Origin of the sequence: Cobetia sp. Dlab-2-AX (assembly GCF_024124625.1) — a bacterium.
Lineage (GTDB): Bacteria > Pseudomonadota > Gammaproteobacteria > Pseudomonadales > Halomonadaceae > Cobetia.
Genome location: NZ_JAMXRV010000003.1, coordinates 78,643 through 93,414 on the forward strand (window position 1 = coordinate 78,643; position 14,772 = coordinate 93,414).

General features: G+C 64.1%; 13 protein-coding genes and 1 tRNA gene. 5 read left to right on the forward strand and 9 right to left on the reverse strand.

Going from position 1 to position 14,772, the window contains the following annotated elements:
* Positions 1 to 277: 277 nt before the first annotated feature.
* The 7 genes from pth to NH396_RS06030 form a co-directional block, all read right to left on the reverse strand.
* Positions 278 to 862 (reverse strand): aminoacyl-tRNA hydrolase, encoded by a 585-nt coding sequence (pth, locus tag NH396_RS06000; protein ID WP_043335900.1) that lies wholly within the window; start codon positions 860 to 862, stop codon positions 278 to 280.
* Between the two features lie 29 nt (positions 863 to 891).
* Positions 892 to 1,527: a 50S ribosomal protein L25/general stress protein Ctc gene (locus NH396_RS06005; protein ID WP_253062248.1), complete on the reverse strand. Its 636-nt coding sequence runs from the start codon at positions 1,525 to 1,527 to the stop codon at positions 892 to 894.
* Positions 1,528 to 1,707: 180 nt separating this feature from the next.
* Entirely contained in the window at positions 1,708 to 2,649 is a 942-nt protein-coding gene (locus tag NH396_RS06010; protein WP_172978614.1) for a ribose-phosphate pyrophosphokinase, read from the reverse strand.
* Between the two features lie 72 nt (positions 2,650 to 2,721).
* A tRNA-Gln gene (locus NH396_RS06015) sits at positions 2,722 to 2,796 on the reverse strand.
* A 29-nt stretch (positions 2,797 to 2,825) separates the two neighbouring features.
* A complete protein-coding gene (gene ispE, locus NH396_RS06020; RefSeq protein ID WP_176678265.1) occupies positions 2,826 to 3,698 on the reverse strand; it encodes a 4-(cytidine 5'-diphospho)-2-C-methyl-D-erythritol kinase in 873 nt (290 codons plus the stop codon).
* Positions 3,699 to 3,748: 50 nt separating this feature from the next.
* Positions 3,749 to 4,393, reverse strand: coding sequence for a lipoprotein insertase outer membrane protein LolB (gene lolB / locus NH396_RS06025; protein ID WP_176676266.1), 645 nt, complete (start codon positions 4,391 to 4,393; stop codon positions 3,749 to 3,751).
* A 122-nt stretch (positions 4,394 to 4,515) separates the two neighbouring features.
* Positions 4,516 to 6,378, reverse strand: coding sequence for a tetratricopeptide repeat protein (locus tag NH396_RS06030; protein ID WP_253062250.1), 1,863 nt, complete (start codon positions 6,376 to 6,378; stop codon positions 4,516 to 4,518).
* A 502-nt stretch (positions 6,379 to 6,880) separates the two neighbouring features.
* Between NH396_RS06030 and hemA the strand changes: the two genes are divergently transcribed.
* The 5 genes from hemA to moeB all read left to right on the forward strand — a co-directional run bounded on the left by hemA (position 6,881) and on the right by moeB (position 11,724).
* Positions 6,881 to 8,152, forward strand: coding sequence for a glutamyl-tRNA reductase (gene hemA / locus NH396_RS06035; RefSeq protein WP_176676268.1), 1,272 nt, complete (start codon positions 6,881 to 6,883; stop codon positions 8,150 to 8,152).
* Entirely contained in the window at positions 8,149 to 9,234 is a 1,086-nt protein-coding gene (prfA, locus tag NH396_RS06040) for a peptide chain release factor 1 (protein ID WP_176676269.1), read from the forward strand. Before hemA ends, prfA begins: the two co-directional genes overlap by 4 nt.
* A 1-nt stretch (position 9,235) precedes the next feature.
* Positions 9,236 to 10,084: a peptide chain release factor N(5)-glutamine methyltransferase gene (prmC, locus tag NH396_RS06045; protein ID WP_176676270.1), complete on the forward strand. Its 849-nt coding sequence runs from the start codon at positions 9,236 to 9,238 to the stop codon at positions 10,082 to 10,084.
* A gap of 317 nt (positions 10,085 to 10,401) precedes the next feature.
* Positions 10,402 to 10,902: an Lrp/AsnC ligand binding domain-containing protein gene (locus NH396_RS06050; protein ID WP_176676271.1), complete on the forward strand. Its 501-nt coding sequence runs from the start codon at positions 10,402 to 10,404 to the stop codon at positions 10,900 to 10,902.
* A 72-nt stretch (positions 10,903 to 10,974) separates the two neighbouring features.
* The gene (gene moeB / locus NH396_RS06055) at positions 10,975 to 11,724 is read left to right on the forward strand and encodes a molybdopterin-synthase adenylyltransferase MoeB (protein ID WP_176676272.1); all 750 of its coding nucleotides are present in this window, start codon (positions 10,975 to 10,977) and stop codon (positions 11,722 to 11,724) included.
* 104 nt (positions 11,725 to 11,828) lie between these two features.
* On the opposite strand, the gene gatB is transcribed toward moeB, so the two are convergent.
* Positions 11,829 to 13,283 carry an Asp-tRNA(Asn)/Glu-tRNA(Gln) amidotransferase subunit GatB gene (gatB, locus tag NH396_RS06060; RefSeq protein WP_176676273.1) on the reverse strand — a complete coding sequence of 485 codons (1,455 nt, stop codon included), beginning with the start codon at positions 13,281 to 13,283 and terminating at the stop codon, positions 11,829 to 11,831.
* Positions 13,283 to 14,761 carry an Asp-tRNA(Asn)/Glu-tRNA(Gln) amidotransferase subunit GatA gene (gatA, locus tag NH396_RS06065; RefSeq protein ID WP_176676274.1) on the reverse strand — a complete coding sequence of 493 codons (1,479 nt, stop codon included), beginning with the start codon at positions 14,759 to 14,761 and terminating at the stop codon, positions 13,283 to 13,285. The genes gatB and gatA overlap by 1 nt, the downstream gene beginning before the upstream one ends.
* Positions 14,762 to 14,772: the final 11 nt, after the last annotated feature.

Consider the following 14,772-nt stretch of genomic DNA (forward strand, 5'->3'; position numbering starts at 1 on the left):
GTATCGAATGGGGCGTGGCACTGGCAGTCGTCTCGACCAGCAGGCTCTGAGTGCACAGACACTGGGCATGCGGGGAAACGAGTGGGCAGGCACGGAATGAAGACAGGCGGGAAGTGTAAGGCCTCATGCAGCCGAGGTCATCCATTGGGCGCATGTCGCGCGACAAATGATGCCTTTTGCTGCTGATCGCGTGGCGAGACACGCATACGCAAGCGAGGTGATGCGCTGAGCGAATCACCGAAATTCGGAGAGGGGTGATACTGGATGATGCAGAGGTTCAGCTCTTGAAAGAATGCAGGCGATTCATGGCCCGTGCCCATTCGCCACTGATGGCGTCGGGGAGGGTCATCACCACTTCGTCGATGGCGTCGTCGATGGCCTGGCGTTCCGCCTTGCCGGGGCGTCCAAGCACGAAGTTGGTCACCAGCTTGGCATTGCCGGGGTGGCCGATGCCGATGCGGGCACGATGGAACGACTTGTCGTTGCCCAGTGCGCTGATGATGTCGCGCAATCCGTTGTGACCACCATGGCCGCCACCCTGCTTGTAACGAGCGGTGCCGGGGTCGATGTCGAGCTCATCGTGGGCGACGAGCAGTTCATCCGGGGCGAGCTTGTAGAAGTTGCACAATGCGGCCACGGCCTGACCGCTGCGATTCATGAACGTCGATGGGAACAGCAAATGCAGATCCTGACCGGCGAAGTGGACCTTCGCGTATTGGCCATGGAACTTGCGTTCCGGACGCAACGTGGTGTGACCGTGGCGCGCAAGAGCGTCAAGGAGCCAGACGCCGGCATTGTGACGGGTGTCTTCGTATTCGTTCCCCGGGTTACCGAGGCCGATGATCGCTTTCACTCGTGACATGCGCTGTCTGGCTCCTTGATCAGGCTGCGTTATTCTGCAGCAGGTGCTTCTTCGCCTTCAGCAGCATCTTCTGCGTCAGCAGAGATGTTCGGACGAGTGACGTTGACCACAGCGGTGTCGTGATCGGCACCGTGGGACAGGGCAACGGACTCGGCGCCTTCCGGCAGAGCGATGTCGGACAGGTGCAGGGTGTGGCCAACTTCCAGCTTGGACACGTCCAGCTCCAGGTATTCCGGCAGGGCTTCCGGCAGGCAGCTGATTTCGACGTCAGTCGCCAGGACGTGCAGGACGCCGTCCTGGTCCTTGACACCGACACAGGCTTCCTGACCAGTGATGTGCAGCGGCACGTTCATGGTCAGTTTGTGGGACGGATCGATGCGCAGGAAGTCGACGTGAGTCAGCAGCGGCTTGAACGGGTGACGCTGCAGGTCACGGATGACGACTTTCTCGGTCTTGCCCGCAACGTTCAGGGTGATGATGGAGGTGTAGAACGCCTCATCGTCAACCGCCTTGTACAGGCTCGGCTTGTCGATCATGACCGGAGTCGGAGCCTGGTCGGCACCGTAGATGATTCCCGGCACGAAGTCGTTCGTACGACGCAGGCGGCGGCTCGCACCTTTCCCCAGGTCTTCACGAACTTCAGCATTCAGTTTGAACTGTTTCATTTTTGCAGATACCTCAAGGGGCTAATGAGAATCCGGCAGCCCCCGCGACCAGAGCGCTACCGGATCCATGAGGCCGGCCCGGAGATTTCCGGGCCGGCCGCTTGTCGGCAGATGACGGATCATCTGCCGTTGTCAGTGCCTCTTCCCCGAGCAGCGGCGAGCGGTGCCCGCCGACAGGACTCAGTGGAACATGGCGCTGACGGATTCTTCATTGCTGACGCGACGGATCGCCTCGGCGATCAGGCCAGCGACTGTCAGCTGGCGGATCTTGCCGGAACGACGCGCGGCGTCGGACAGCGGGATGGTGTCGGCCACCACCACTTCGTCGAGGACGGAGTTGGTGATGTTGTCGACCGCCGGGCCAGACAGAATCGCGTGGGAGGCATAGGCCACGACGCGGTTGGCGCCATGATCCTTGAGTGCCTCGCCCGCCTTGCACAGGGTGCCGGCGGTATCGATCATGTCATCGACCAGCACGCAGGTGCGGTCCTTGATATCACCGATGATGTTCATCACCTGGGCCTGGTTGGCCTGGGGGCGACGCTTGTCGATGATGGCCAGCTCGCAGTTGAGCTGCTTGGCGATGGCACGGGCACGTACCACGCCGCCCACATCCGGGGAGACGACGATCAGGTTGTCATAGTTCTGACGTTCGATGTCGTCGAGCAGGATCGGTGAGCCATAGACGTTGTCCACCGGCACATCGAAGAAGCCCTGGATCTGATCGGCATGCAGGTCCATGGTCATGACGCGATTGACGCCAGCCTTGACCATCATGTCCGCGACCACCTTCGCCGAGATCGGCACGCGCGCAGAGCGCACGCGGCGGTCCTGACGGGCGTAACCGAAGTAGGGAACGACCGCAGTGATACGCGCCGCAGACGCACGACGCAACGCGTCCACCATCAGGATCAGCTCCATCAGGTTGTCGTTGGTCGGTGCGCAGGTGGACTGCATGATGAAGACGTCCTTGCCGCGGACGTTTTCGTTGATTTCTACCGCAATCTCGCCATCGCTGAACTGACCGACGGTTGCATGACCCAGGCGGGTATCGAGGGCTTCAGCTACCTTGCGGGCGAGAGCGGGATTGGCATTCCCCGCGAATACCATCAGTTTTGACACGCGCAGCCACCTTTGGAGTCTTGTGGGATCTCGGGAGTGGAGAATTCCGGGTTGACCGGGAACGGCCAGGATTGGCTGGGGTACCAGGATTCGAACCTGGGAATGTCGGTACCAGAAACCGGTGCCTTACCACTTGGCGATACCCCAGCAACGTTCACTTCAACCAGTTGCTGTGCTCAGGCCGATGCCAGAGCGGCATGTAGAGGGGAGATATTGCAACCGCGTGCCGAGAAGGCGTGCCACATCGGGCGCTCGAGTTCGAGTCGACCCAGCACCTCGCTGGCCTGTCGTGCGTCGTCAAACGCACAGAACACACAGGCGCCGGTGCCCGTCAGTCTGGCGGTGCCGAACTGGTCCAGCCAGTCCAGGGCGTCGGCGACTGCCGGGTACAAAGTGCGCACCACGACTTCACAGTCGTTGCGGCCCCCCTGCAGTGCGCGCGCCATACTAATCGCGAGGCTGGAACGTGTCAATTGTGGGTGGCCGAACACGGCCGGTGTCGCGACCTCGATACCGGGGTGGATCACCACGAACCATGGGGTGTCCAGCGGGGCTGGCACCAGGCGTTCGCCGATGCCTTCGGCCCAGGCGGCGAAGCCACGCACGAACACTGGCACATCCGCGCCAAGCGACAGCCCGAGCTCGGCAAGGGTATCTTCGCCAAGCTCCAGGCCCCAGAGTCTGTCCAGTGCCAGCAGGGTCGTGGCGGCATCGCTGCTGCCGCCACCCAGGCCGCCACCCATCGGCAGCACTTTCTCCAGCGTGATATCGACACCGGGCAATGCGGTGGGCGACGCGACCTTGCCCTGCGCGTGTGCGGCTTCTCGCAGCAGGCGCGCGGCGCGCACGATCAGATTGGCCTCTTCGGGCACACCTTCAATAGGCGGTGAGAGGCGGATTGCCTCATCGTCGCGCAGCGTGAAGCTGAGGCTGTCGCCGTGCTCGAGAAACTGGAACAGCGTCTGCAGCTCGTGATAGCCATCGGCACGCTGGCCCGTGATATGCAGCATGCGGTTGAGCTTGGCCGGGGCGGGCAGGGTGAGTGTCATGGTCGATGTGGATGTCGGAGTCGTCATGGCAGAAGGAGAAGGTGTCACGATCACAGCGCCTGCCACTGGTTGACGATGAGAGTGGCAGTGAGGTCGCCGTAATAGAGTTTCATCTTGCGCGGTAGCCACAGGCCTTCGGCGCGGGTCCAATCCTGATAGTCCACTTCCCAGCCGTCCTGGTAGAGGGTGGTCGGGAAGCCCAGTGCATCTGTCTCGAGGTCATGCTCGCCAGCGGCCGGTACGCCGCGCACCCAGTTGTCGAGGGCACCCAGCGGCAATGACCAGCCCAGTTGCGCCAGCATCAGGCTCTCGGCATCCGGGGCTTCGAAGTCACCCTCGGAGGAAGAGAGGCGCACGCCTTCGGCGTCGCGCACTAGAGTCGTGCGCCCCGCGCCCAGCGGGCCGGTGATCAGCATGTGGTAATCATCGCCGTCCTGCTGCCAGTCGAGGTTGGCGCTGTGGCCTTCCTCGGGGGTGCGAATGCCGACCTTGCCTGCCAGCTGCCAGTGGGTCAGGGCGGCAAGTTGCGTGTCCTGTTGCTGCCAGTCACCGTCACTGCGCGTCAGATCACCGGCATTGTCGCTGGCCATCTGGCTGGCGCAGCCGCTGAGTACCAGTGTCATGGCCAGCAGGGCTGGTCCGAGCAGGCGGCGTGCCTGGCTCAGCAGAGGAAGTGACAGGGAAAAAGTGATCATGACGCGAAAGCCTTCCGGATGGCGAGAAGATGAGGAGAGGTGAGTGAGGCTCCACTCACTGGCGGGTCAGGATAATGGACTCGCCAGTGGGCAGAAAGTGCCGGGTAGCGTGGCAGTGCTCTTCAGGGCGCGTCGACGACCGGGCGCAGTTCCGGAATGTGCTGGAACAGAGCTTCGAGCTCGCTGGCTTCTTCAAAGCGCTCGCTCAGCTCTACCGCCAGACCGCGGGCTTCATCCTCGCGGCCCAGCGCCCACAGCACCTCGATGAGATGGGCGCCGATCTCGGCATCCTGCTGCTGGGCCCAGGCGGCTTCCAGCGGTGCCAGCGCATTGTCGAGGTCGCCTGTCAGGTAGCGTCCCCAGCCGAGGCTGTCCAGGATGGCCGCGTCGTCGGGCGACAGCGCATGGGCGCGCTCGATCAGGGCCAACGCTTCCTCGAGGCGATCGGTCTCGACCAGCAGGGTGTAGCCGAGCGCGTTGTAGGCGCTGGCATTGTCGGGTTCCAGCGCGATGACTTCGCGCAGGTCTTTCTCCATGGCGTCCAGCTGATCATCTTCCAGGTGGCGAATGCCACGCAGGAACAGCAGGCTGCCCAGTTCGCTCTCCAGGTCGTTGCGCTTCTCGGCCTCCTGGGCGGCGATGGCTTGCGCAAGTGCCTTGCGACGCGTGGCAATGCTGCTGCTCAGCAGGGCCTCGGCCTCGGCATGCGCCCCCTGGGAGTCGAGCAGGTCGATCTCGAAGCTGAGCAGCGTCATGGCATGACGCGGATGACGCAGGCGTTCCACGGCCAGAAACTGACGGGCCTCGTCCGTGCGTTCATGTTCGACCAGCAACTGGGCGGCACGGGCGCGACTGGAGATGTAGCGCTCGCCGTCCGGCACCTGCCGGTAGTAGAGAATGGCGTTGTCGACATCGCCGCTGGACTCGGCGGCCAGCCCCAGCAGGGCGTAGGCGGCGTCCGGCACCGGGTCTTCATCGAGCAGCGGCAGCAGCAGGCGATGGGCGTCCTCGGGCGAATCGGCATCAAGATAGAGACTGGCCAGTGCCAGACGCAGACGTGGCGCGCTGGGATGGCGGGCAATGAGGCTATCGATGCGCTCGCGTGCCGCGTCCAGATCGCCGCTGGCCAGTTCGGTCTGCGCGGCGCTCAGGATCAGGCGGCTGTCATCGGGGGCAATCTCAAGGCCTCGGGACACCGCTCGCCGAGCTGCCTCAAGACGCCCCGCGCTGCGTTCGATCTCGCTGCGCGCCAGCCAGAGCTCTGCCAATGTGGCGTGAGCGCTTTCCAGGCGCACCAGGCGTGCACGCGCCGCGGTCTCATTGCCCAGCGCAGACTCGAACAGTGCCGCGGCAATCTCGGGCATCGGCTGCTCGGGATACTGGGCGATATGCGTCTCCAGCATCGCCAGCAGGGGTTCGAGCTCGGCGCCGGCATCGATCGCCTGCTCGGCCAGGGTCGCCAGATTGCCATTGCCGCCACTGGCGGTGAGTATCAGGCGCTGTTCGAGCGCGGCCTGCCAGTCGCCTCGCTCGACAGCCAGGCGGGCGCGGATGATGCCGGGCTCGCTGGCGGACTCATCGAGTTGCTGCCAGCGTTCGGCGGCGCGCTCCAGCAGGGCCGGGTTGTCGGCGAAACGAGCCGCGAGCACGGCGCGTCGCGCCAGTTCCGGGTCATCGAAGTGACGGCTGGCGGCCAGATAGCCATTGGCGGCGCGGGGATAGTCACCGCGCTGTCCGGCGAGTTCGGCGCTCAACAGCTGATTGAGGCTGTCTGCATCCAGGCCCTGCTGGATGGGCGGCGCCGTGGCCAGCGGGTCGGGCTGCGCCCTCAGGGGCGCGGAGTCGCTCATCGACTGACAGCCGGTCATGCCCAGCAGCAACCCGCCCACGACGCAGGACTTCCACCCGCCGCGCGGGCGACGAGGGGCATCAAGAGAGGCGAGAGTGTGCGGGGGGCTATGTTCAGCGGCAGTCGAAGCGTGCATGCAACCTCGCGTTTGTCAGTGTGGGCAGAATGGGGAACAGGGCGATCGAGCCGCAGGCCGGGTCATGTGCGTAGCATGGCGCTGACGAAGCCATCGTGTCTCGCAGCATAACGGCTGGCGGCGAAGGGGGATAGCGTTGCCGACGCAAGGAAGTGGCATGACCCACCGGACACCTCGTATGCCGACAGATACGTCGCGCGGGCTGATAGCGATAGCCTGCCAGCATCATGGAAAATCCTCATCGGCTGCGACATGCTGCGGGGTCGCGTGGTGCAGACGCTGTGATAGAATGAGCGCGCTAATATTACGATCTCAGCCGCTTCGGCAGCCCTATGTGCCTTTATGTCAGCCGCCCTTGTCCCCATTTGTGTCGACAGGTGTAAAGGCACCGAGCCTGCGCGGATTACCTGCTGTCCTGGCCTTGGCCTCGCGGCAGGCCAGCACCGAGAGCCGCCTGACATTGACGCCGATTCCTGCCGGCCAGACCCTGACGACTGACTCCATGACCCTTCTTGCCCTTGGCATCAATCACCGCACCGCCGCCGTTGACGTGCGTGAGCGCGTTGCTTTCACGCCTGCGCAGCTCGATGCCGCGCTGGGCGAATTGAAGCGCCTGCCGGCGGTTTCCGAAGCGGCGGTGCTGTCGACCTGCAATCGTACCGAGCTGTACTGCGTGACCAGCGATGGCGCCAAGTCGGTGCTCGAGTGGCTGGGGCGTTTTCATCGCCTGCCGGTGGAGGAGCTGTCGCGTTGCAGCTATCAGCACCTGGGAGAGGAGGCGGTACGCCACCTGATCCGTGTCGCGGTGGGGCTGGACTCGATGGTGCTGGGCGAGCCGCAGATTCTGGGCCAACTCAAGGACGCCTATCAGTTCGCGCGCAACTCGGTGGGGCTGGGCGGTGAGCTCGAGCAGCTCTTCCAGCATATCTTCCAGGTCGCCAAGCAGGTACGTACCGAGACCGGTATCGGCGAGAACCCCGTCTCGGTGGCCTACGCCGCCGTCAGCATGGCCAGCCACATCTTCGATGACTTCTCGCGGGCCAATGCCTTGTTGATCGGCGCCGGCGAGACCATCGAACTCGTCGCGCGCCATCTCAAGGAAGCGGGCATCGCCAACCTGTGCATCGCCAACCGCACCGTGTCGCGCGCCGAGCGTCTGGCCGATGAGCTGGGCGGGACTGCCATCGGCCTGGAAGGTATTCCGCATGCCCTCGAGAATGCCGATATCGTGATAGCCTCCACCGCTTCCCAATTGCCGATTCTCGGCAAGGGCATGGTGGAACGCGCGCTCAAGAAGCGCCGCTACAAGCCGGTGTTCATGGTCGACATCGCCGTACCGCGCGATATCGAGCCGCAGGTCGGAGACCTCGACGACGTCTTCCTCTATACGGTCGATGACCTGCAGGAGGTGATCGACGAGAATCGTCGCCACCGTGAGTTGGCCGCTGCCCAGGCAGAAGAGTTGATTCGCCAGGGCGTCAACGCCTGGTCGCACCGCAAGCGGGTGCGCAGTGGCGGCGAAGTCATCAAGCGCTATCGCAGCCATGGCGAGCAACTGCGCGCCGAATGCGAGGCGCAGGCGCTGGCGGAGCTCGATCAGGGACGCGACCCCCAGGAAGTGGTCGCGCAGTTGGCGCGCCAGCTGGCCAATCGCTTCATGCATCACCCGACACTGGCACTGCGCCAGGCCTCGGGAGACGATCGCCAGGATATTCTTCAGACGGCCCAGACGCTTCTGCTCGCGCCGGCTGATTCATCACAGGACCCTTCATGAAAGACAGCCTCATCACCAAGCTCGACACCTTCCATGACCGCTTCGAGGAGATCTCCGCACTGTTGTCGGAGCCCGAAGTGATCGGGGACCAGGCCAGGTTCCGCGACCTGTCGCGGGAGTATGCCGAGCTTGAGCCATTGATCGAGGCATGGCGCCGTCATCGCGGCCTGAACGAAGATCGTGACGCCGCGCTGGAGATGGCGGAGGACAGTGACCCCGAGATGCGCGACATGGCGCGTGAGGAAGTCCGCGATGCCGATGCGGCGCTCGAGACGCTGGAAGCCGAGATTACCCAGCTGCTGATTCCGCGTGACCCGGATGACGGTGCCAACGTCTTCCTCGAGGTGCGCGCCGGCACGGGCGGTGACGAGGCGGCGCTGTTCGCCGGTGACCTGTTCAAGATGTACTCGCGCTACGCCGAGCTCAAGGGCTGGCAGGTCGAGACCGTCAGCGCCAGTCACGGCGAGCACGGCGGCTTCAAGGAAGTCATCGCCCGCGTGAAGGGCGAGGGCGTCTACTCGCGCCTCAAGTTCGAGTCCGGCGCGCACCGCGTGCAGCGCGTGCCCGCCACCGAATCCCAGGGGCGTATCCATACCTCGGCCTGCACCGTGGCGGTGATGCCCGAGGCCGATGAAGTCGGTGACGTCGACATCAATCCGGCCGACCTGCGCGTGGACACCTATCGCAGCTCCGGCGCCGGTGGTCAGCACGTCAACACCACCGATTCCGCGATTCGCATCACCCACCTGCCCACCGGTGTGGTGGTGGAGTGTCAGGATGAGCGCAGCCAGCACAAGAACCGTGCGCGCGCCATGTCACTGCTGGCGGCGCGCCTCAAGCAGGCCGCGGTGGACACCCAGGCACAGGCCACCTCCGATGCCCGTCGCAAGCTGGTCGGCTCCGGTGATCGCTCCGAGCGCATCCGTACCTACAACTTCCCGCAGGGGCGTCTGACTGACCACCGCATCAACCTGACGCTCTACAAGCTCAATGAAGTGATCGCCGGCCAGCTGGACGAAGTGATCGAGCCGCTGGTGGTGGAATACCAGGCCGATCAGCTGACCGCACTGCAGGAGCAATAAGGTGAGAATCGATGTCACCCTGGCAGCCGCGACTGCCCGTCTGAGCGAGGCGGGCAGCGATTCTCCGCGTCTGGATGCCGAGTTGCTGCTGGGCGAGGTAATGGGACGAGAGCGCACCTGGTTCTACACCTGGGGCGATCGGGATCTCGAGAGCGAGGCCGGTGCCGAGGGTGTGGCACGTTTCGAGGCGCTGTTGGCGCGCCGGGCCGAGGGCCATCCCGTGGCGCATCTGCTCGGGCGGCGTGAATTCTATGGCCTGACGCTGGCCTGTTCACCGGCCACGCTGATTCCGCGCCCGGACACCGAGGTGATGGTGGAGTGCGCGCTGGAACTGGCCGAGGCCACCAGCGGCAAGCTGCTGGATCTCGGTACCGGCACCGGTGCCATCGCGCTGGCCTTTGCGCGTCACCGCCCGCAGTGGCAGGTGTTGGGCGTCGATCTCATCGAGGAAGCCGTGCAGCTTGCACGTGGCAATGCCGAGCGTCTGGCGATCGCCAATGCCGAATTCCGCCAAAGTGACTGGTTCAGTGGCGTCACCGAGACCGGCTTTGCGCTGATTACCGCCAACCCCCCTTATCTGGCCGATGATGACCCGCATCTCGTGCTGGGCGATGTGCGCTTCGAGCCGCGCTCGGCGCTGGTCGCGGCCGAGGCAGGGCTGGCGGACTTTCTGCATCTGATCGCCACTGCGCCGCAGCACCTGGCCGCAGGCGGCCACCTGATGCTGGAGCATGGCCTCACCCAGGGCAATGAAGTGCGCGAGGCACTGCGTGCCGGCGGCTTCGTTGACGTCGAGACCCTGGAAGACCTGGGCGGGCGCGAACGCATCACGCTGGGCAAGCTGGCCTGATGCTCGCCGGGCACCGTCTAGCGGTGCCCGTGTTAGTGGTGCCCGTGTAGTGGCGCCCGTGGGTGTTTCCCGCTGACACCCTCGGCGCCTGGCATCCCTGTAGTGCATTCCACCGTTTTCTGTGGAGTCTGCGTGGAATCCTCGTCACAGTACCGCCAGTGAAGGCGTATCCCCTGTTGGTCGGGTATGATAGTAATGATCCTGCATGATTGGCATGGTCGTCTGATAACTCCCTTGTTATCCGACGGCCTGACTGCACGGAAGCCAGGAGCACGGATGATCCTGCTGCAAGTCACCCTGCTGGGAAAACTATTACAATGAAAGCAAAATCACGCACTCTGGACCGCATCGACCTCAAGATTCTGCGTTGCCTGCAAGAGAATGCTCGCATCTCCTATGTCGACCTCGCCTCGGAAGTCGGCCTTTCCACCACGCCGTGCCTGGAGCGTGTCAAACGCCTCGAGCGTGCCGGCGTCATCCGCGGTTACAAGGCGGTGCTCGACCCCAAGGCGCTCAAGGCCAACCTGCTGGTCTTCGTCGAGATCAGTCTCGAGACACAGTCGCCGTCGGTGTTCGATGAATTCCGCCGCGCCGTCTCCAAGCTGCCGCAGATCCAGGAGTGTCATCTGGTCTCCGGTCAGTTCGACTACATCCTCAAGTGCCGGATTCCGGAAATGTCCGCCTATCGTCAGCTGCTCGGCGATGTGGTGCTGACGCTGCCCGGCGTCAAGGAATCCAAGAGTTATGTGGTGATGGAGGAGGTCAAGGAGCAGTTCTCGCTGCATGTGCCCGATATCGAGGAGCTGGACGCCAAGTAATGGCAAGTCACGTTGTTGCCAGACAGGGCTCGTGGCTTCTCACTTCATTTACCGACAGGCGGCTTTTCTCCCATGCAAGATTCGCAATTGCTGCGCTACTCGCGCCAGATCCTGCTCCCTCAGGTCGACATCGCCGGGCAGCAGCGCCTGTTGGCGGCGCGGGTGCTGGTGATCGGGGCGGGTGGTCTGGGCTGCCCGGCAGCGCTCTATCTGGCAGCTGCGGGCATCGGCACCTTGGTGGTGGCCGATGATGACCACGTCGAGCTGTCCAATCTGCAGCGTCAGATCGCCCATGGTGACGCCGACATCGATCAGCCCAAGGCGCAATCACTCGCCGCCTCGCTGTTGGCGATCAATCCCGATACCGAGGTGATCGCATTGTCAGAGCGCCTGCAGGAGGAAGCGCTGGCCGAGCAGGTGGCCGCCGCAGACGTGGTGCTCGATTGCACCGATCGCTTCAGCTCGCGCTTCCCGATCAACGCCGCCTGCGTGGCAGCGGGCACCCCGCTGGTGTCCGGCGCCGCGATACGCTTCTCCGGCCAGCTGGCGGTGTTTGATCGCCGTGAGCCACAGGCGCCGTGTTACGGCTGCCTGTATCCGCCGGATGAGCTGGGCGATGAAGAGTTGACCTGCGCTGAAAGTGGTGTCATCGCGCCGCTGGTCGGCATCATCGGCGCCTTCCAGGCGCTGGAAGCGCTCAAGCTGATCAGCGGTGCTGGCAGCGTGCATCGCGGCCTGGCCACCTTCGATGGCCTGAGCGGTGAATGGCGGCGCATGGGCCTCAAGCGCGACCCCGGCTGTCAGGTGTGTGGCGGTTCGTGAGCCTGCATGGGCGGCTGTTGATTGTCGTTCGATAGAGCATGAAAAAGCCCCCAGCGTCGTGATGACGGTGGGGGCTTTTTTCATTCAGCGGCTGATGGACAGGCTCAGCTGAGGCTATCCAGCTTGTCTTTCAGCACCTTGTTGACCTGTTGCGGATTGGCGGTGCCGCGCGAGGCCTTCATCACCTGACCGACGAAGAAGCCGATCATCTTGCCACGCTTGTCCGGCTCGGCTTCCTGATACTGTGTCACCTGGGCCGGGTTGTCGGCGATCACCTGATCGACCACGGCTTCGATGGCACCGGTGTCGGTGACCTGCTTGAGGCCGCGTGACTCGATGATCTCGTCGGCGTTTTCGCCTTCGCCATCCCACAGCGCGGCGAATACCTGCTTGGCGGCCTTGCCGTTGATGGTCTCGTCGACGATGCGCTTGATCAGGCCACCCAGCTGAGCCGCGGAGACCGGGCTGACGGCGATGTCGAGGTTTTCCTTGTTGAGACGACCGGTCAGCTCACCTTGCACCCAGTTGGCGGCCTGCTTGGCGTCGCCGCAGACATCCTTCACTTCCTCGAAGAAGTCGGCCATTTCGCGGCTGGCGGACAGCACGCCGGCGTCATAGGCGGACAGGCCCAGTTCGCTTTCGAAACGCGCGCGTTTCTCGGCCGGCAGTTCCGGCAGGGTCTGGCGCAGGTGTTCGATGTAGGCCTCGTCCACTTCCACCGGCAGCAGATCCGGGCACGGGAAGTAGCGGTAATCGTTGGCTTCTTCCTTGGTACGCATGCTGCGCGTCTCGTCGGCGTCCGGATCATACAGGCGGGTTTCCTGCACGACCTTGCCGCCGTCCTCGATCAGCTCGATCTGACGCTCCACCTCGAAGTGGATGGCGCGCTCGATGAAGCGGAAGGAGTTGACGTTCTTGATCTCCGCGCGGGTGCCGAAGGCTTCCTGCCCCTTGGGGCGCACCGAGACGTTGACGTCGCAACGCAGCGAGCCTTCGGCCATGTTGCCGTCAGAGATGCCGAGATACGTCACGATGGCGTGGATCGCTTTCACGTAGGCCACCGCTTCCTTGGCGGAACGCATGTCCGGCTCGGAGACGATTTCCAGCAGTGGTGTGCCGGCACGGTTGAGGTCGATGCCGGTCATGCCCTGGAAGTCTTCGTGCAGCGACTTGCCGGCGTCTTCCTCGAGGTGGGCATGGTGGATGCGGATCGACTTGCGCGTGCCATCTTCCAGAAGGATCTCGAGCTCACCCGGACCGACGATGGGCTGATCCATCTGGCTGGTCTGGTAGCCCTTGGGCAGATCCGGATAGAAGTAGTTCTTGCGTTCGAACACCGAACGGCCGGCCACGGCGGCATTGACGGCGAGGCCGAAGCGCACGGCCATGGCCACGGCCTGCTCGTTGAGCACCGGCAGGGTGCCCGGCAGGCCGAGGTCCACGGCGCTGGCCTGGGTGTTGGGCTCGGCACCGTAGGTGGTGGAAGAGCCGGAGAAGATCTTTGACTGGGTGGCGAGCTGAGCGTGAACCTCAAGCCCGATTACGACTTCCCATTGCATCAGGCTTGCTCCTGTCCGAATTCCGGGCGCTGGCGGTGCCAGTCGGTGATTTGCTGGAACTGGTGCGCGACGCCCAGCAGGGTCTGCTCACCGAAGTGCGGGCCGAGGATCTGCAGACCCACCGGACGCTTGCCTGCCAGGCCGGCCGGCACGCTGATGCCCGGAATGCCCGCCAGGTTGATGGCGATGGTGTAGAGATCCTGCAGGTACATGGACAGCGGGTCCTTGTGCGCGCCGAGATCGAACGCCGGGGTCGGTGCCGCCGGGCCCATCAGCACATCGACCTGATCGAAGGCATCGAGGAAGTCCTGGCGGATCAGGCGACGCACCTTCTGGGCCTTGATGTAGTAGGCATCGAAGAAGCCTTCTGAAAGGGTGTGCGTGCCGATGATGATGCGGCGCTTCACCTCGTCGCCGAAGCCTTCCTCGCGGGTGCGCTTGTAGAGGTCTTCCAGGTCTTGCGGGTCATTGCAGCGATGGCCGAAGCGCACGCCGTCATAACGCGACAGGTTGGAGGAGGCTTCGGCCGGCGCGATCACGTAGTAGGTCGGGATGGCCAGGTGGGTATGCGGCAGCGAGATTTCCTGCACGCTGGCACCGGCATCCTCGAAGACCTTGATCGCGGCACGCACGGAGGCTTCGACTTCCTCGGACAGGCCTTCGCCGAAGTATTCCTTCGGCAGGCCGATCTTCAGGCCCTTGAGGTTGTAGTCCAGTCCTTCGACGTAATCCGGCACGCCACGCACCACGCTGGTGGAGTCGCGCGGGTCGGCGCCGGCGATCACGTTCATCAGGCGCGCGCAGTCTTCGGCGGAGCGAGCCATCGGGCCGCCCTGATCGAGGCTGGAGGCGTAGGCGATCATGCCGTAACGCGAGACGCGGCCGTAGGTCGGCTTGAGGCCGGTGATGCCACAGAAGGCGGCCGGCTGGCGGATGGAACCGCCGGTGTCGGTGCCCAGCGCGGCCGGTGCGAGGCCTGCGGCGACGGCGGCGGCACTGCCGCCGGAGCTGCCACCCGGTACGGCGGACAGATCCCACGGGTTCCTGACGGCACCGTAGTGGCTGTTCTCGTTCGAGGAGCCCATCGCGAACTCATCGAGGTTGGTCTTGCCGAGAATCACCACGCCCTCGGCCTTGAGCTTCTCGATCACGGCGGCGTCGTAGGGCGAGACGAAGTTGTCGAGCATCTTCGAGCCGCAGCTGGTGCGCACACCTTCGGTGCAGAAGATGTCCTTGATGGCCATCGGGACGCCGGTCAGCGCGGCGGCATTGCCGGCGGCACGGCGTGCATCGGCGGCATCCGCATCACGCAGCGCTTCTTCGCGGCACAGGGTGATGTAGCTGTTGAGCTCGCCATCGAGGCGTTCGATGCGGGCCAGGAAGGCTTCCGTCAGCTCGCGACTGGTGTATTCGCCGGCCTCCAGGCCTTGCGCCAGCTCACTGAGCGTCTTGTCATGTAGTGCAATGGACGATGACATGTTCGATTCCA